Consider the following 17,463-nt stretch of genomic DNA (forward strand, 5'->3'; position numbering starts at 1 on the left):
CGAGGAGGCAGACGCATGACAGTCGAGGAGTTCAAGCTGCCGGACGTCGGTGAGGGCGTCGCGGAGGGCGAACTGGTCTCGTGGCTGGTCGCGCCCGGCGACCGCGTCGAGGAGGACCAGCCGGTGGCCGAGGTCGAGACGGACAAGGCGCTCGTCGAGGTGCCGTCGAGCTACGACGGCGTCGTCGAGGAGCTGTTCGCCGAGGAGGGGGAGATGGTCCCCGTCGGGGACGTGATCATCTCGTTCCGCGTCGACGAGGACGACGAGGCGGCCGCCGGCGACGACGCCGGTACCGAGGCCGAACCGGCGTCCGGCTCGGCCGCGGGCAACGAACCGGAACCGGACGCGGCCGCCGACGAGCACGACGCGGAGTCCGCCGCGCCTGACTCGGCGCCCGCCGAGTCCGAAACCGAACCGGAAACGCCCTCCGGGCGCACCTTTGCGCCGCCGTCGGCCCGCCGGCTCGCCCGCGAACTCGGCGTCGACGTCGCGGCCGTCGACGGGAGCGGTCCCGGCGGCCGGATCACCGAGGCCGACGTGCGGGCACACGCCGAGGGCGATACCGGACCCACCGGTGCGGGCGACGCGGACGACGGTCCCGAGCCGCGACCCTCCCCGACGCCGACCGACACCGGATCCGAGGGGCGGAAGTCCGCGGTCAGCAAGCGCGGCTCCGACGGCTCCGCGGACTCCCCGGCGGCGAGCGCGTCCGGCGGGGGTCCCGAACCGGCGGGCCGCGAGACGACGCTCGCGACGCCCGCGACGCGGAAGGTCGCGCGCGAGCGCGGCGTCGACCTCGACGACGTGCCGACGGACGAGACCCGCGACGGCGAGGCGTTCGTCACGGCTTTGGCCGTGAACGCGTACGCCGACGCGCTGGAGTCGGGGGCGGCGTCGACGGCGGCGGCCGAGACGACGCCCGACCCGGAGCCGGCGCCCGTCGACGCGAGCGCGGAGCCGGCCGGCGCGGACGCCGCCTCCGCGGGCTCGACCGCCGGCGACGAGACCGTCCCCTATCGCGGCGTCAGGCGGACCATCGGGAAGCAGATGGAGCGGTCGAAGTTCACCGCCCCGCACGTCACCCACCACGACACCGCCGCGGTCGACGCGCTCGTCGAGGCCCGCGAGGACCTGAAGCCGAAGGCCGAGGCGGCGGAGGTGAAGCTCACCTACATGCCGTTCGTGATGAAGGCCATCGTCGCGGGGCTGAAAGAGCACCCGTACCTCAACAGCGAGCTCCGCGAGGACGACGAGGAGATCGTGTTGAAAAGCGAGTACAACCTCGGGATCGCGGTCGCCACCGACGCGGGCCTCATGGTCCCCGTCGTCGAGGACGTCGACGAGAAGGGGCTCTTCGAGCTGGCCGACGAGGTGAACGACCTCGCCGCCCGCGCCCGCGAGCGCAAACTCAAACCCGCTGAGATGAACGGCGGCACCTTCACGATCACCAACTTCGGCGCCATCGGCGGCGAGTACGCCACGCCGATCATCAACTACCCCGAGACCGCGATCTTGGGGCTCGGCGCCATCGAGGAGCGCCCGGTCGTGCGCGAGCGCGACGGGGAAAGCGAGGTCGTCCCGGCGCCGACGCTGCCGCTGTCCCTGTCGATCGACCACCGGGTCGTCGACGGGGCGATCGCGGCCGAGTTCGCGAACACCGTCATGGAACACTTAGAAAACCCGCTGCTGCTACTCAACGAATAATGGTCGTCGGAGACGTCACCACGGGAACGGAGGTACTGGTCATCGGCGCGGGACCGGGCGGCTACGTCGCCGCCATCCGCGCCGCACAGGAGGGGCTCGACACGACCTTAGTCGAGAAGGACGCCTACGGGGGCGCCTGTCTCAACCGCGGCTGTATCCCCTCGAAGGCGCTGATCACCGGCAGCGGGCTGGCCCACGAGGCGGGCAACGCGGAGTTCATGGGCGTCCACGCGGACCCCGCCGTCGACATGGGGAAGATGATCGAGTGGAAAGACGGCGTGGTCGACCGGCTGACGAGCGGCGTCGAGAAGCTCTGCAAGGCCAACGGCGTGAATCTGGTCGCAGGGACCGCCTCGTTCACCGGCGAGAACACCGTCCGCGTCGCGCACGGCGGCGACGGACAGGGCTCCGAGACCCTCTCGTTCGAGCACGCGATCGTCGCCACCGGTTCGCGCCCGATCCAGATCCCCGGCTTCGATTTTTCCGAGGACCACGTCTGGAGCTCAGCCGAGGCGCTCGACGCGGACACGGTCCCCGACCGGCTCGGGATCGTCGGCGGCGGCTACATCGGGATGGAGCTGGCGACGACGTACGCGAAGCTCGGCGCCGACGTGACGGTCGTCGAGATGCTCGACGACATCCTCGACCCCTACGAGGACGACGTGAAGCGGATCGTCCGCAAGCGCGCCGAGGAGCTGGGCGTCGAGTTCCACTTCGGTGAGGGCGCAAGCGAGTGGTCGGAGGCGCCCGACGGCGGCTACCTGCTCCACACGGAGACGGAGGAGGGCGAGGAGTCGACGTACGGCGTCGACAAGGTCCTCGTCGCGGTCGGTCGCCAGCCGGTCACGGACGGGCTGGACTTAGACGAGGCCGGGATAGAGACCGACGAGCGCGGGTTCATCGAGACGGACGACCGCACCCGCACCGCGGTCGAACACGTTCACGCGGTGGGCGACGTGGCGGGCGATCCGATGCTCGCGCACGCGGCCTCGAAGGAGGGGATCGTCGCCGCGGAGGTGATCGCGGGCGAGCCGGCCGCGCTGGACCAGCAGGCAGTCCCGGCGGCCGTCTTCACCGACCCCGAGATCGGGACGGTCGGGATGACGGAGGCGGCGGCCGAGGAGGCCGGGTTCGACCCCGCGGTCGGCCAGATGCCGTTCAACGCCTCCGGGCGGGCGATGACGACCGGCCACACCGAGGGGTTCGTCCGGATCGTCGCCGACGACGAGACCGGCTTCGTGCTCGGCGCGCAGATCGTCGGTCCCGAGGCGTCGGAGCTGATCGCGGAGGTCGCGCTCGCGATCGAGATGGGCGCGACCCTCGAAGACGTGGCGGCCACGGTCCACACCCACCCGACGCTCGCGGAGGCGGTGATGGAGGCCGCGGAGAACGCGCGCGGACAGGCGATCCACACGCTGAACCGCTGAGTGCGTTCCGGCCGTCGAGCGCGTCCCGAACGGACCCCTCCGGCCGGTACTACCGACTCGTTCCATGGGTCCGTACAGCCGTCTCTCCGACCGATAGCCGGTACCCGACACAGTAAAGACTCGCAGACGGGCGATACTACGTCAATCGTCGACGCCGGTGAGTGGTATATGTTCGGCCGTGGTAGCAAATTTACCACTCATCGAGATATATTTGTCTCGGCTCTGTGACTTTTTATTGTAATGAGAAACTCTGCCAAACAACTGTTATTAGGCGGAAGCAGATATGTAGGGGTAGATGGCTAGCAGCAGTTCAGACGAAGCCTTTACGGGAAAATCGAATCAAGACTGGTGGCCCGAACGACTGAGTTTGGAGATACTTGATCAGAACGGACAGAAGTCCGACCCACTAGAAGCGGACTTCGACTACGGGGAGGCGTTTCAGGAACTCGATCTCGAGGCAGTTAAAGAGGACATCGAAGCCGTACTCACGGAGCCGCAAGACTGGTGGCCGGCAGACTACGAACACTACGGTCCGCTCATGATCCGGATGGCGTGGCACAGCGCCGGCACCTACCGCGCCTACGACGGACGCGGCGGAGCCGCTGGCGCTCGGCAGCGGTTCGCGCCACTCAATAGCTGGCCGGACAACGCGAACCTAGACAAGGCTCGGCGTCTGCTCTGGCCCGTCAAGCGGAAGTACGGACGTAACCTGTCGTGGTCCGACCTGATTGTCCTCTCCGGGAACGTCGCCGTCGAGTCGATGGGCTTCCCGACGTACGGTTTCGCTGGCGGCCGCGAAGACGACTTCGACACCGACAAGGCCGTTAACTGGGGCCCGGAGAACGAACTGGAGACACAGAACCGCTTCGAACGGCCCGGTGAGATCCAGAAAGGGCTCGGCGCATCCGTGATGGGGCTCATCTACGTCAATCCTGAGGGGCCTGACGGACAGCCCGACCCAGAGGCGTCGGCGAAAAACATCCGGCAGACGTTCTCCCGCATGGCGATGAACGACAAGCAGACGGCGGCACTCATCGCCGGCGGCCACACCTTCGGGAAAGTCCACGGGAAGGACGATCCTGAGGAAGTGCTCGGACCCGAGCCGGAGGCCGCGCCCATGGAGAACATGGGGCTCGGTTGGCAGAACGACGCTGCGGTTGAGGACGGCGAAGTCACCACGAGCGGGATCGAAGGTCCCTGGACCCAGTCTCCGACCGAGTGGGACATGGGGTACGTCAACAACCTTCTCGATTACGAGTGGGAGCCGGAGAAGGGACCGGGCGGTGCTTGGCAGTGGACGCCGAAGGACGGCGAGCTCGAAGGCTCCGCGCCGGACGCTCTCGACGACGGTGAGCGGGTCACGCCGATGATGCTCACGACGGATATCGCGCTCAAAAAGGATCCGGACTACCGGGAGATCATGGAGACGTTCCAAGAGAACCCGATGGAGTTCGGGATGGCGTTCGCCAAGGCCTGGTACAAACTGACTCACCGCGACATGGGTCCGCCAGAGCGGTTCCTCGGTCCTGAGGTCCCGGAGGAAACGATGGTCTGGCAGGACCCGCTCCCCGACGCGGAGTACGAACTTGTGGGCGACGAAGCGGTCGCTCAGCTCAAGGAAGCAGTCCTTGAGACGGATCTCACGCGGGCACAGCTGATCAAGACCGCTTGGGCTTCCGCGTCGACGTACCGCGACAGCGACAAGCGCGGTGGTGCGAACGGGGCTCGCATTCGCCTGGACCCGCAGCGCGGCTGGGAGGTCAACGAACCGGAGAAACTGGAAACGGTCTTGGAGACGTACGAACGCGTCCAGGCGGAGTTCAACGAGTCGCGTGACGAGGTACAGGTGTCGCTGGCCGACCTCATCGTGCTCGGTGGAAACGCGGCCGTCGAGGAGGCCGCGGCCGACGCCGGCTACGACGTCGAAGTCCCGTTCGAGCCCGGTCGGACCGACGCGACCGCCGAACAGACCGATGCCGACTCGTTCGAGGCGCTCAAGCCGGAGGTCGACGGGTTCCGCAACTACGTTCCGGACGGCGCCGACCGGCCGGCCGAGGAGCTGTTGGTTGACAAGGCCGACCTCCTGAACCTGACTCCCGACGAGATGACTGCGCTAGTCGGTGGTATGCGGACACTCGGCGCGACGTACGGCGACTGGGAGTACGGTGTGCTTACTGATCAACCGGAGGCGCTAACGAACGACTTCTTCGTGAACCTCCTGAGCATGGAAACGAACTGGAAGCCGTCCACCGAAGATCAGGTGTTCGAGGGCTACGACCGCGACACCGGCGATCTCAAGTGGAAGGCGACCCGTGCGGACCTAATATTCGGGTCACATTCCCGGCTCCGCTCGCTCGCCGAGGTGTACGCGGCAGAAGACGGCGAAAAGAAACTCGTCGAGGACTTCGTCGATACCTGGACGAAGGTGATGCAGGCGGACCGCTTCGACCTCGAGTAACGCCGTTCCGTCGCGGTCGGCGTTCCCTCTCGTTCGAGCCGATTTGAACGCGCCTCGACCCGCTCGACGGCCGGCTCGGTCTCACTTCTCTCTCCGTTCGCGTCCGAGATTTGCTGAGAGAAGGTCGATCCGAGGCGTCGATTCGCGTGTCTGTGGCGCCGTCGTCGATACCGTCGCGTCGACGTGTCCCCCTACTCGCTCAGCGACTCGGCAACTGACATCCCGGTTTCATAGCGACCGCGACCCGTCGAGCGCCACGAGGACGGCGTTCGCGCGCGGCGTGGCGCGATACATCCGCCACTTCCCCTCCTTCCGGCGCGTGACGAGGCCGGCGTCGGTGAGCTGCGAGAGGGCGTGGCTGATCGCGCTGTCGCTCACGTCTAAGAGCGGTGAGAGCTCGCAGACGCACAGCTCCTCGTCGTCCGCCGCGTGAAGCATCCGGACGATCTTGTACCGCGTCTCGCTGCCGAGCGCCGACAGTAGCTCGATATCGGTCTCCAGGTCCGACCCGCCGACGCTCTCGTTCAGGTCCTCCAGCTCCGCCAACCGGTCGGCGAGGGCTTCGTCCGTACAGGAGCCGCACTCGTCGGCGACGTACCGCTGTAGCCGCTCGGTCGATGACATACGGACAATTGAACCGATGTGTGATTAAGCGTTATGGCCGGCGCGTCTCCATCGTCAGCAAGCGCCGAATAATTCACTATCTATTCAACCAGAGTGCGCTCGTATCTCCTCGTCTAAGCGTGGTTAGCGAGCCGATACCTGCGCTTTTCCCCGACTAACGCGCACGAGCCTCTACCTCACATATGGTCACCGATTGTCTCCATCGAAGGATTTATAATTATATGAGAAATCGTTCAAATGTATCGATCGCTGGAGGACTCGACGTAGCCTCTGTCGCGAACGATAGCTCAAACGTACGACCGCGATCCGACCCACCTATGACCGAACTCACCCTGTACGAAGAAGCGATGTGTTGCTCCACCGGCGTCTGCGGTCCCGACCCCGACGACGAACTCGTCGAGGTCAGCGCGGCGCTCGACCAGCTCGAAGCCGCGTTCGACGACCTCGAAGTCACCCGAGCGAACATGCAACACAACATCGACCAGTTCCTCGAAACGCAGCGGATATACGACCGCGTCCAGGAGGACGGTCCGTCGATCCTCCCGATCACGGTCGTCGACGACGAGATCGTCGCCGAGGGCGAGTACCTCTCGTACGACGAACTGACCGCGGCCATCGACGGCAACGCCGCGCCACAGGAGGCCTAATAAATGGCACAATCACAGCCGACGGCGACGAGCGCGCGTGACGTCGTCGAACCGAGCGGCGACGAAACGGAGTTCGTTTTCTTCAGCGGGAAGGGCGGCGTCGGCAAGAGCACCGTGAGCTGTGCGACCGCGACGTGGCTCGCCGACAACGACTACGAGACGCTGCTGGTGACCACCGACCCTGCCCCGAACCTCTCGGACATCTTCGGGGAGTCGATCGGTCACGAGGTCACCGCGATCGACGGGATCGAGAACCTCTCGGCGATCGAGATCGACCCGGACACCGCCGCCGAGGAGTACCGACAGGAGACGATCGAGCCGATGCGCGAACTGCTCGGGGAGGAGGAGATCCGGACGGTCGAAGAGCAGCTCAACAGTCCCTGCGTCGAGGAGATAGCCGCCTTCGACAACTTCGTCGACTTCATGGACAGCCCGGAGTACGACGTCGTCGTCTTCGACACGGCGCCGACGGGCCACACCATCCGGCTGATGGAGCTCCCCTCCGACTGGAACGCCGAACTCGAGAAGGGCGGCTCGACCTGTATCGGGCCGGCCGCCTCGATGGAGGACAAAAAACAGGACTACGAGCGCGCGATCGACACGCTCCAGGACGACGAGCGTACCTCGTTCGCGTTCGTCGGTAAGCCGGAGGACTCCTCGATCGACGAGATCGAACGCAGCGCGAGCGACCTCGGCGACCTCGGGATCGAGTCGCAGCTGTTGATCCTCAACGGCTACCTCCCAGAGTCGGTGTGCGAGGACCCCTTCTTCGAGGGGAAGCGCGCGGACGAGCAGGCCGTCATCGAGCACGCCCGCGAGGAGTTCGACGCCGACGCGACGGCGACGTACCCGCTCCAGCCGGGCGAGATCGCCGGCCTCGACCTGCTCGCGGACGTGGGTGGTGTCCTCTACGACGGCACGGAGGCGACCGTCGACGTCGGAACCGCGACCGACGTGGACGCTGACGACGCGGCTGAGTTCGATTCAATGGCGGACGCCGAGGCGGTCGTCGATCAACTGACGCCGAGCGACGAGACGCAGTACCTCTTTTTCACCGGGAAAGGCGGTGTCGGCAAGAGTACCATCGCCTCGACGGCGGGGACGAAACTCGCTGAGGCGGGCCACGAGACGCTCGTCGTCACAACTGACCCGGCCGCGCACTTAGCGGACATCTTCGGTGAGCCCGTGGGCCACGAACCCACTTCGGTCGGCCAGGAGAACCTCGACGCGGCGCGGATCGACCAAGAAAAAGCGCTTGCGGAGTACCGCGAGCAGGTCCTCGACCACGTCACCGAGATGTACGAGAACAAAGAGGACACCCAGATCGACGTCGACGCCGCGATCGCGAACGTCGAAGAGGAGTTGGAGTCGCCCTGTGCCGAGGAGATGGCGGCCTTAGAGAAGTTCGTGAGCTACTTCGACGAGGACGGCTACGACGTCGTCGTCTTTGACACGGCCCCCACGGGCCACACGCTCCGACTGCTCGAACTCCCCTCCGACTGGAAGGGGTTCATGGACCTCGGCTCGCTGACGAAGGGCGCTGCGCCCGCCAAGGGTGACCAGTACGACGAAGTCATCGAGACGATGAAAGACCCCGAACGGAGCACGTTCGCGTTCGTGATGTACCCCGAGTACACCCCGATGATGGAGGCGTACCGGGCTGCCGCCGACCTCAAAGATCAGGTCGGCATCGAGACCTCGCTGGTCGTCGCCAACTACCTCCTCCCCGAGGAGTACGGCGACAACGCCTTCTTCGCGAACCGGCGCGCCCAGCAGGCACAGTATCTCGAAGAGATTCGAGACCGGTTCGACGCGCCGTTGATGTTGGCGCCGCTCCGGCAGGACGAACCGATCGGGCTCGACGAACTCAGCGCCTTCGGTGAGGAGATTACCGGACTCGCAGACGTTGTCGAAGCGGACGCACCAGAGGTGACGCCCTCGTGAGCGACGCAGGCGAGGTGGAGGATGCGGCCGAAGGAAGCCCGGGCGGACCCGATGTAGAAAGCGTGGAAGCCGACGTTGAGGCGGCGCTCCACGAGTTCCTCGACACGCTCGACGAGTCTGAGACGTATCAGCGGTTCGTCGCGGCCGACGAGGCGTTACAGGACGACGACGAGGCGACGGCGCTGCTCCGCGAATACCAGCGAAAGCAACAGCAGATGCAACGCGGCGGTTTCGACGAGTCGGTGATGGCCGAGCTGAAGCAGCTCCAGACCGAAATGTCGAACAACGAGACGATCCAGCGTCAGCAGGCCGCACAGGCCGATCTGATAGAACTGCTCAAGCGAACGAACGACGCCATTAGCGACGAAATCGGCGAGGAGTTCGCGCGGTCCACCGGAGGTGGGTGCTGTTGAGCGCTTCCGGTCAGGACGCCAGCGACGACGGAATCACCGACGACGAGGTCGTCGCGGCCGCCGAGTCGCTCGGCGAAGAGCTTGCGGCGGCGAAAGAGTCCTCCTCGGAGTTCGCGTTCACCACTATGGTGATGCAGTGTAACGAAGCGATCGGCGACGAGACCGGAATCGACTACGGCAGCGTCTGCGCCGACGACGACGGCTGCTGTTAGCCGCCGTCGTTGAGCCCTCGTCGCCGCCGATCCCGCGAATTACGTCACACGGACGTCGCTCCGACGAGCGCTCTCGACTTCTTCCCGCCAAGTAGCTCGCGAATCCTCCGAACTCACGCGAGACGGGTATCGAGACAGCACAGGTCCTCTCGAACTGACGAGACATCAGACCTCTCGCTCCGGGGTATTACGAGCTCCACAGATTCTATATCGCGGTATTCAATTTATAGGACGGCCACGCTCGGATCGCTCGTCCGACCACGCGCCGCGTTCTTTCCGTCCGTTCCGGCGTCTCGGCGGCGATCGACCGGCTTTTTTCCCGCCGGGCCCTGACTCGCGACATGGCCGACCAGTTCGACCCGGAGAAGTTCGAGGACAAGTACGCAAACTACTTCAACGAGCTCCAGCGGGCGTACAAGAACGCGTTCAACCAGATGAACGACCGGTACGACTCGGAGCTGATCCACGGCATCGACCAGACCGTGCTCAACGAGTCGGAGCCGTTCTACGAGGACGGCGAGTTCCGCGTCGAACTCCCGGAGAACCCCCGCGAGCGCATCAGCGGCGCCGTCGCGGTCGACGACGAGACGTTCGAGGAGACGCTAGCGGAGTACGTCGAGCGGATCGAGTCCGAGCTGTACCGGACCCTCGGCGTCGATCGCCCGGAGTGACGAGGCGGGGGGGCGCGGCGACGCCGCCCGGATCCGTCCGAACCAAAGGCATAAGCCCGCCGCCCGCCAACTCGCGGGCATGAGTACGGACACGACTGACGCGGCTGACGCGGACAACGAACTCCGCGAGCGGATCACGAACTTCCTGCGGCGCAACTTCCCGCAGATCCAGATGCACGGCGGGAGCGCCGCCATCGCCCACCTCGACCGCGAGAAGGGCGAGGTGACGGTCCAGCTCGGCGGCGCCTGCTCCGGCTGCGGTATCTCCCCGATGACGATCCAGGCGATCAAGTCCCGGATGGTCAAGGAGATCCCCGAGATCGAGACGGTCCACGCCGACACCGGCGCGTCGGCCGGCGCCGACGGCGACCTCGGCGGCACCAGCAGCGGCGACGGGATGTCCCCCTCCTTCCCCGGCGAGACGACCGACGACGGCGGCGACGACGAAGGCCCGCAGGCGCCGTTCTGAGTCGCCCCGGCTCGCGAACCCTTCCTTCTCTTTCCGTTCCGTGAGTCGCATCGCCGTTCCCGATAGTCGACCGTTCTCGTAGGGCTGCGGCATCGTAACGGCACTTCCGTCGTTTCTTCTGTGTCTCTCCACCGACGCAAGTTAAATCGTATATCGCTATATCGAATCTACTCTGACGGTATCGTTCGGTCCGACTGAAGCCTTTTTCTCCCCGGCCGCCGTGGGACATCGCTATGTACCATCGCGAGGTCGAACCCACGGCGGAGTACGTCGCGCGGTTCGAGACGGGCGCCGACTGGCGCGAGGAGATAGAGAGTCTCGCCCGCGAGGAGGACGTCGAGGCCGGTTGGTTCACGGCGCTCGGCGCGGTCCAGGACGCGGACGTCTGGTTCTACGACCAAGAGGAGACCGAGTACCGCTCGGTCACGTTCGACGAGCCGCTAGAAGTAGCCGCCTGCGTGGGCAACGTCTCGCTGTTGGAAGGGGACGTGTTCGCGCACACCCACGTCGTGCTCTCGCGGCCGAGCGGGCAGGCGCTCGCGGGCCACCTCGACTCGGGGACGGTCTGGGCCGGCGAGTGCCACCTGCGCGCGTTCGCGGAGCCGCTGGAGCGCTCGCACGACGAGGCGACGGATCTCGACCTGTGGCTGTGACCCGCCGAACGCGCCGCGCGGTCCCCGCCGGCGAGGCCCGATGAGACCGGACGACGAGCGCTACTTCGCGCGGATCGAGGAGCGGCTCGACGAGGCGTGGGACGTCGCGGAGACGGCCAAAAAGCAGGGCCACGACCCGGAGCCGGAGATCGAGATCCCGGTCGCCCGCGACATGGCCGACCGCGTCGAGAACATCCTCGGCATCGACGGCGTCGCGGAGCGCGTCCGCGACCTAGAAGGAGAGATGTCCCGCGAGGAGGCGGCCCTGGAACTGGTCACCGACTTCGTCGACGGCAACGTCGGGGACTACGACTCCCGTGAGGGGAAGATCGAGGGCGCGGTCCGGACCGCGGTCGCGCTGCTGACCGAGGGGGTCGTCGCCGCGCCGATCGAGGGGATCGACCGCGTGGAGCTGTTAGAGAACGACGACGGCACCGAGTTCGTCAACGTCTACTACGCCGGCCCGATCCGCTCTGCGGGCGGGACCGCGCAGGCGCTGTCGGTGCTCGTCGCGGACTACGCCCGGTCGCTGCTCGACGTCGACGAGTACAAGCCACGCGACGTCGAGGTCGAGCGCTACGCCGAGGAGATCGCCCTCTACGACAAGGAGACCGGCCTCCAGTACACCCCGAAGGACAAGGAGTCGAAGTTCATCGCCAAGCACATCCCCGTCATGCTCGACGGGGAGGCGACGAGCGACGAGGAGGTCTCGGGGTTCCGCGATCTGGAACGCGTCGACACGAACTCCGCGCGCGGCGGGATGTGCCTCGTCGCCGCCGAGGGGATCGCGCTGAAGGCCCCGAAGATCCAGCGGTACACCCGCGACCTCGACGAGGTCGACTGGCCGTGGCTCCAGGACCTGATCGACGGGACGATCGGCAAGGACGGCGCGGGCGACGGGGACGCCGCGGACGACGGGGACGCCGACGACGGCGCCGAGGGCGGCGACGGAGACAAGAGCGACGCCGACGCGGCGGACGGCGAGGCCCCCGCCGACGACGGCCCGACCGGCGACGACGCGGACGGACCGCTCCGCGCCGACCCCTCCCAGAAGTTCCTCCGAGACCTCATTGCGGGCCGGCCCGTCTTCACCCACCCGAGCGAAGCCGGCGGGTTCCGGCTCCGCTACGGTCGCGCGCGCAACCACGGCTTCGCGACCGGCGGCGTCCACCCCGCGACGATGCACATCGTCGACGACTTCCTCGCGGCCGGGACGCAGATCAAGACGGAGCGGCCGGGGAAGGCGCACGGCGTCGTCCCCGTCGACTCCATCGAGGGGCCGACGGTCCGGCTCGCGAACGGGGAGGTCCGGCGGATCGACGACCCCGAGGAGGCGAAGGAGGTCCGCAACGGGATCGAGAAGGTGCTCGACTTGGGCGAGTACCTCGTCAACTACGGGGAGTTCGTCGAGAACAACCACCCGCTCGCGCCCGCGTCGTACGCCCCCGAGTGGTGGGTTCAGGAGTTCGAGGCGGCCGGCGCCGACGTTCAGGCCATGGGCGACGATCCCCACGTTGACCTCGAACACCCCGACGTCGACGAGGCGCTTGCGTGGGCGCGCGAGTACGACTGCCCGCTCCACCCCGAGTACACCTACCTCTGGCACGACGTGTCGGTCGAGGCGTTCGAGGCGCTGGCCGACGCGGCCGCCGCGGGCGAGGTCGTCGAGGGCGTCCTCGCGGTTGAGCACACCGACGCGGTTCGGGACGCGCTGGAGTCGCTTTTGATCGAACACGCCGCGACCCCGGACGCGCTCCGGATCCCGACGTGGCGCCCGCTCGCGCGGTCGGTCGGCGTCGACGACGGACTCCGGAAGGGGTGGGGCTCGGACGACCTCTCGACGGCGGCCCGCGAGTACGCCGACGGCGAGAACGCGATCCGCGCGGTCAACGAGGTCGCCCCCTTCGAGGTGCGCGAGCGCGCGCCGACCCGGATCGGCAACCGGATGGGCCGCCCCGAGAAGTCGGAGAGCCGCGATCTCTCCCCCGCGGTCCACACCCTCTTCCCGATCAACGAGGCGGGCGGCCCCCAGCGCGACGTGGCCGAGGCCGCGAACGAGATGGACGACACCGGGCACCGGGGCCGACACGAACTGGAGGTCTCCGATCGGGTCTGCCCCGACTGCGGCGAGCACACCTACGCCGCGCGCTGCCCCGACTGCGAGACGCACACGGAGCCGCACTACGAGTGTAACGACTGCGGCACCGTCTGCGAGCCGGACGAGGCCGGCCGCGTCGAGTGCCCGAACTGCGAGTGGGAGGTGACCGCGGCGAGCTACCAAGAGGTCGACGTCAACGACGCGTACCGCTCCGCGCTGGAGGCGGTCGGCGAGCGCGAGTCCGCCTTCGAGATCCTCAAGGGGGTCCAGGGGCTCACCTCGCGGAATAAGACCCCGGAACCGATCGAGAAGGGCGTCCTCCGCGCGAAGAACGGCGTCACGTCGTTCAAGGACGGGACGGTCCGGTACGACATGACCGACCTCCCGGTCACCGCGGTCAAACCCGAGGAGCTCGACGTCACCGCCGACCACTTCCGCGAGCTGGGGTACGAGACCGATATCGACGGCGAGCCGCTGCGCCACGACGATCAGGTGATCGAACTCCGCGTTCAGGACATCGTCCTCTCGGACGGGGCGGCCGAGCACATGCTCAAGACCGCGGACTTCGTCGACGACCTCCTCGAACAGTTCTACGGGTTGGACCGCTTCTACGAGGTGAACGAGCGCGACGACCTCGTCGGCGAGCTCGTCTTCGGGATGGCGCCGCACACGAGCGCGGCAACTGTCGGGAGAGTAGTAGGTTTCACCTCGGCCGCGGTGGGATACGCTCATCCGTACTTTCACGCCGCCAAGCGGCGGAACTGCTTCCATCCGGAGACGAAGATCTGGTACGAGGACGAGACCGGCAGTTTACGATACGACGAGATCGACGACTTCGTCGAGACGTACCTCGATCAGTCCGACGTCGAGTTCGACGACTTCGGGACCGCAATCGGCGAGTTAGAGGGAGTCGACGGAGAGCTGTCCGTTCCATCGTTGACAGCGGACGGGGAACAGGTTTCTCGGCCGATCGAGGCAGTCAGCAAACATCCTGCTCCCGATCACATGGTGGAGATCCAGACTCGATCTGGTCGCTCGCTCACCATTACCCCAGATCACGAGGTTCACATCTATAATTCTGAACAGGACGAGCTAGTTACAAAAGCAGCGCGGGAGTTGTCTGACACGGATCGGCTTGTAACTCCTCATTCAATTGAGGCCAATGTACAATACGAGACGAAGCAGTTTGATCTTCTTAAAGAGTTCATTTCGGTTGATGAAGTGCCGAACGACCGCCTGATGGTAAAAGGCTTACAGAAAGAACGCCTCTACGATCTGTTTGAGAGCACCTTTGCTGACGCGTGGGACGGCCCATTTTATCCGCTTCAGAGTATGACTAAAATATTTGAGACGAACAAGAAGACGCTAAGCAATTATCTCTATCGGGAAAGCTTCCCGGTTGCGTACCTTCAGCAGTGCTTCGACTCGGTCGATGGTCTCCTTGAGTTCGTACCCGACGATGCTTCTCTCGGAATCAAACGCGACCGAACGGAGATTGATCGGTTCCTCAAAATAAACGAATCAGTTGCCACTCTACTCGGGTACTACGCGGCAGAGGGATTCACCCGTGAGCAACAGACTCCAAAGGGAATAATCCACCAAACGACAATCTGTGGAACCGAGACAGAAGCTCGTCAGTTCTTCCTCGATACGCTTGTTGAGGAGTTCGGTGTGGATCCCTACGAAGAAAATCACGCCAAAGTCACCGTTTCCGGTCGACTAATCCGGATCCTCTTTGACACGGTACTTGACGCTGGGATCTCTGCCGACACAAAACGAGTTCCGAGCCCCATATTCGACGCATCCGACGAGATCACCTCCGCATATCTCTCAGGGTATTTCAGTGGCGATGGATCTGTTGAATCCAACGGTATTGGAGTACGTGCGACAACAATTAGTACGGAACTCAAAACGGATCTAATAGCATTACTAACACGAATCGGAATCAAAGCGAGGGTGAGAGAACCAGACAGAACGCTGCTACGCGATAGATTCCCAGAGTTCTACGATGATGACGATGAGACGCTAATGGCTCAATCCTACGAGATTACTGTTTCGTCTGTAGACGCCGTTCGATTTTCTGAACAGGTCGACATCCATCTAACTCGCAAGCAGACACAACTCGAAAATAGTATTTCAAATTATAACACTCAGGGATCCCGTGTGTTCGATGGTGGATCCGATGTATTCCATCTTGACGAAATCTCACAAATCGAATTAATTGAATCTGAATGCCAGCATGTCTACTGTCTTTCTGTGGAGGGAACCCATTCATTGATCTCAAATGATATATCATCTAAGCAATGTGACGGCGACGAGGACTGTGTGATGCTCCTCATGGACGGACTTCTCAACTTCTCGAAAGAATTCCTGCCGGACCAGCGCGGCGGGCGAATGGACGCGCCGCTGGTGATGTCCTCGCGGATCGACCCCTCGGAGATCGACGACGAGGCGCACAACGTCGACATCGTGCGGGAGTACCCGCTGGAGCTGTACGAGGCGTCGCGCGAGCTGGCCGACCCGGAGGAAGTCGAGGACTTGATCCAGATCGGCGAGGACACCCTCGGGACCGACGGCGAGTACCACGGGTTCGACCACACCCACGACACGACGGACATCGCGATGGGGCCGGATCTGTCGGCGTACAAGACGCTGGGCGACATGATGGAGAAGATGGACGCACAGCTGGAGCTGGCCCGGAAGCTCCGCGCGGTCGACGAGACGGACGTGGCCGAGCGCGTGATCGAATACCACTTCCTGCCGGACATCATCGGGAACCTCCGGGCGTTCTCGCGACAGGAGACGCGCTGTCTCGACTGCGGCGAGAAGTACCGCCGGATGCCGCTAACGGGCGAGTGCCGCGAGTGCGGCGGCCGCGTGAACCTCACGGTCCACGAGGGGTCGGTGAGCAAGTACGTCGACACCGCCATCGAGGTGGCCGAGCGGTTCGACTGCCGGCCCTACACGAAACAGCGGTTGAAGGTGTTAGAACAGTCGCTGGAGTCTATCTTCGAGGACGACACGAACAAGCAGTCCGGCATCGCGGACTTCATGTGAGGGTCGCGGGACGACCCCGTGCCGCCGCGGCCTGTCCCGCGGCGACGGAGTCGGCCTCCCGGTCGGGGGAGGTCACGGCGAGCAGTGGTTGGGTGCGATAGCGTTCGGTGACTTCCAGAGTGTGCCTCTCGTCGATGGACTGGAAGCCGGTTGCGTGTTGGGTCTCCGCGTTCTTGTATGTGTGGTACGGTTCACCAAGCCAGTACAAAGCATAGCCGGCACAGCGCCGTCAGCCGCCGTCTCGGTCGCCGCGCTCAGCCGTCCGCCCGCGCCTCCTCGACGACCCGCGTGAACTCGCGGGCGGTCTCGGTGATGACCTCGTAGTCGCCGCGCTCGGCGGCGTCGTAGTCGACGAGCGCGCCGCCGGCGCCGACCGCGAACGCGCCCGCGTCGACGTAGTCAGCGGCGTTGTCGGGGCTGACGCCGCCGGTCGGCATCATCGGGATCTGCCCGAGCGGGCCCTTCATGGCCCCGAGGTGGTCCGCGCCAACGGTCTCGGCGGGGAACACCTTCACGAAGTCGGCGCCGGCCTCGTAGCCGCGCACCGCCTCGGTCGGGGTCATCACGCCCGGCGCGCTGACGGCGCCGTAGCGGTTGCACGTCTCGATGACGTCCTCGTGGAGGCTCGGGGAAACGACGAACTCCGCGCCCGCCATCAGCGTGGTCCGCGCCGTCTCGCTGTCGAGGACCGTCCCCGTGCCGACGACGACCTCGTCGTCGAACGAGCCGGCGACCTCGTCGATGAGGTCCGCGACGTTCGGGGTGTCGGCGGTGATCTCGACGGCGGTGACGCCGCCCTCGCGCAGCGCCTCCGCTATCTCGATGAGCCGGTCGGCGGGCACCCCGCGCAGCACCGCGACGACGCCGCTGTCGACGAGCCGTGAGAGCGTCTCGTTCATGCCTCCCGTTTCCCGAGTCCGAACTTAAAACCGCGCGGATGCTCGCGAGTGCCGCAGACCGCGGGCGGGGTCGACGGCCGCGGGTACCGGCGACCGCGGCATCGACCGCTCGGCCCGCCGTTCCGTGACACGGATCGACACGAAACCGGCGGGGATCGGGGGTGATCCTCGGCGAAACGGCCGCGAC

The 17,463-nt window shown here is 65.5% G+C and carries 13 protein-coding genes; 11 read left to right on the plus strand and 2 right to left on the minus strand.

Going from position 1 to position 17,463, the window contains the following annotated elements:
* Positions 1-15 precede the first annotated feature (15 nt).
* From KI388_RS14335 to katG, 3 genes are all read left to right on the plus strand, one after another.
* Positions 16-1,704, plus strand: coding sequence for a dihydrolipoamide acetyltransferase family protein (locus KI388_RS14335; protein WP_215087247.1), 1,689 nt, complete (start codon positions 16-18; stop codon positions 1,702-1,704).
* Positions 1,704-3,131 (plus strand): dihydrolipoyl dehydrogenase, encoded by a 1,428-nt coding sequence (gene lpdA / locus KI388_RS14340; protein WP_215087248.1) that lies wholly within the window; start codon positions 1,704-1,706, stop codon positions 3,129-3,131. Before KI388_RS14335 ends, lpdA begins: the two co-directional genes overlap by 1 nt.
* A 295-nt stretch (positions 3,132-3,426) precedes the next feature.
* Complete coding sequence (gene katG / locus KI388_RS14345) at positions 3,427-5,589, plus strand: catalase/peroxidase HPI (protein ID WP_215087249.1); 2,163 nt, start codon at positions 3,427-3,429, stop codon at positions 5,587-5,589.
* A 228-nt stretch (positions 5,590-5,817) separates the two neighbouring features.
* On the opposite strand, the gene KI388_RS14350 is transcribed toward katG, so the two are convergent.
* Positions 5,818-6,213 carry a metalloregulator ArsR/SmtB family transcription factor gene (locus KI388_RS14350; protein WP_215087250.1) on the minus strand — a complete coding sequence of 132 codons (396 nt, stop codon included), beginning with the start codon at positions 6,211-6,213 and terminating at the stop codon, positions 5,818-5,820.
* 317 nt (positions 6,214-6,530) lie between these two features.
* On the opposite strand from KI388_RS14350, the gene arsD reads away from it, so the two are divergent.
* From arsD to polC, 8 genes are all read left to right on the plus strand, one after another.
* Positions 6,531-6,860 (plus strand): arsenite efflux transporter metallochaperone ArsD, encoded by a 330-nt coding sequence (gene arsD, locus KI388_RS14355; RefSeq protein ID WP_215087251.1) that lies wholly within the window; start codon positions 6,531-6,533, stop codon positions 6,858-6,860.
* Between the two features lie 3 nt (positions 6,861-6,863).
* The gene (gene arsA, locus KI388_RS14360; protein WP_215087252.1) at positions 6,864-8,804 is read left to right on the plus strand and encodes an arsenical pump-driving ATPase; all 1,941 of its coding nucleotides are present in this window, start codon (positions 6,864-6,866) and stop codon (positions 8,802-8,804) included.
* Positions 8,801-9,217 carry a halo-CC-star protein HcsL gene (hcsL, locus tag KI388_RS14365; protein WP_215087253.1) on the plus strand — a complete coding sequence of 139 codons (417 nt, stop codon included), beginning with the start codon at positions 8,801-8,803 and terminating at the stop codon, positions 9,215-9,217. The genes arsA and hcsL overlap by 4 nt, the downstream gene beginning before the upstream one ends.
* On the plus strand, positions 9,208-9,429 hold the full coding sequence (gene hcsS / locus KI388_RS14370; protein WP_215087254.1) for a halo-CC-star protein HcsS: 222 nt from the start codon (positions 9,208-9,210) through the stop codon (positions 9,427-9,429). Before hcsL ends, hcsS begins: the two co-directional genes overlap by 10 nt.
* 341 nt (positions 9,430-9,770) lie before the next feature.
* Positions 9,771-10,100, plus strand: a complete 330-nt coding sequence (locus KI388_RS14375; protein ID WP_215087255.1) for a DUF5783 family protein — start codon at positions 9,771-9,773, stop codon at positions 10,098-10,100.
* 79 nt (positions 10,101-10,179) lie between these two features.
* The gene (locus KI388_RS14380; RefSeq protein ID WP_215087256.1) at positions 10,180-10,569 is read left to right on the plus strand and encodes a NifU family protein; all 390 of its coding nucleotides are present in this window, start codon (positions 10,180-10,182) and stop codon (positions 10,567-10,569) included.
* Between the two features lie 233 nt (positions 10,570-10,802).
* Positions 10,803-11,222 (plus strand): PPC domain-containing DNA-binding protein, encoded by a 420-nt coding sequence (locus tag KI388_RS14385; RefSeq protein WP_215087257.1) that lies wholly within the window; start codon positions 10,803-10,805, stop codon positions 11,220-11,222.
* Positions 11,223-11,262: 40 nt separating this feature from the next.
* Positions 11,263-16,377: a DNA polymerase II large subunit gene (gene polC, locus KI388_RS14390; RefSeq protein ID WP_215087258.1), complete on the plus strand. Its 5,115-nt coding sequence runs from the start codon at positions 11,263-11,265 to the stop codon at positions 16,375-16,377.
* Positions 16,378-16,631: 254 nt separating this feature from the next.
* Here polC and eda read toward each other — a convergent pair whose 3' ends face one another.
* On the minus strand, positions 16,632-17,276 hold the full coding sequence (gene eda / locus KI388_RS14395; RefSeq protein WP_215087259.1) for a bifunctional 4-hydroxy-2-oxoglutarate aldolase/2-dehydro-3-deoxy-phosphogluconate aldolase: 645 nt from the start codon (positions 17,274-17,276) through the stop codon (positions 16,632-16,634).
* Positions 17,277-17,463: the final 187 nt, after the last annotated feature.

The sequence above is a fragment of the Halorubrum sp. 2020YC2 genome (assembly GCF_018623055.1).
GTDB lineage: Archaea > Halobacteriota > Halobacteria > Halobacteriales > Haloferacaceae > Halorubrum.

What these genes read in the sequence shown, in the direction of transcription:
- KI388_RS14335 (WP_215087247.1), top strand. Translation starts at nt 16, where the DNA reads ATGACAGTCGAGGAGTTCAAGCTGCCGGACGTCGGTGAGGGCGTCGCG.
- lpdA (WP_215087248.1), top strand. Translation starts at nt 1,704, where the DNA reads ATGGTCGTCGGAGACGTCACCACGGGAACGGAGGTACTGGTCATCGGC.
- katG (WP_215087249.1), top strand. Translation starts at nt 3,427, where the DNA reads ATGGCTAGCAGCAGTTCAGACGAAGCCTTTACGGGAAAATCGAATCAA.
- KI388_RS14350 (WP_215087250.1), bottom strand. Translation starts at nt 6,213, where the DNA reads ATGTCATCGACCGAGCGGCTACAGCGGTACGTCGCCGACGAGTGCGGC.
- arsD (WP_215087251.1), top strand. Translation starts at nt 6,531, where the DNA reads ATGACCGAACTCACCCTGTACGAAGAAGCGATGTGTTGCTCCACCGGC.
- arsA (WP_215087252.1), top strand. Translation starts at nt 6,864, where the DNA reads ATGGCACAATCACAGCCGACGGCGACGAGCGCGCGTGACGTCGTCGAA.
- KI388_RS14375 (WP_215087255.1), top strand. Translation starts at nt 9,771, where the DNA reads ATGGCCGACCAGTTCGACCCGGAGAAGTTCGAGGACAAGTACGCAAAC.
- KI388_RS14380 (WP_215087256.1), top strand. Translation starts at nt 10,180, where the DNA reads ATGAGTACGGACACGACTGACGCGGCTGACGCGGACAACGAACTCCGC.
- KI388_RS14385 (WP_215087257.1), top strand. Translation starts at nt 10,803, where the DNA reads ATGTACCATCGCGAGGTCGAACCCACGGCGGAGTACGTCGCGCGGTTC.
- polC (WP_215087258.1), top strand. Translation starts at nt 11,263, where the DNA reads ATGAGACCGGACGACGAGCGCTACTTCGCGCGGATCGAGGAGCGGCTC.
- eda (WP_215087259.1), bottom strand. Translation starts at nt 17,276, where the DNA reads ATGAACGAGACGCTCTCACGGCTCGTCGACAGCGGCGTCGTCGCGGTG.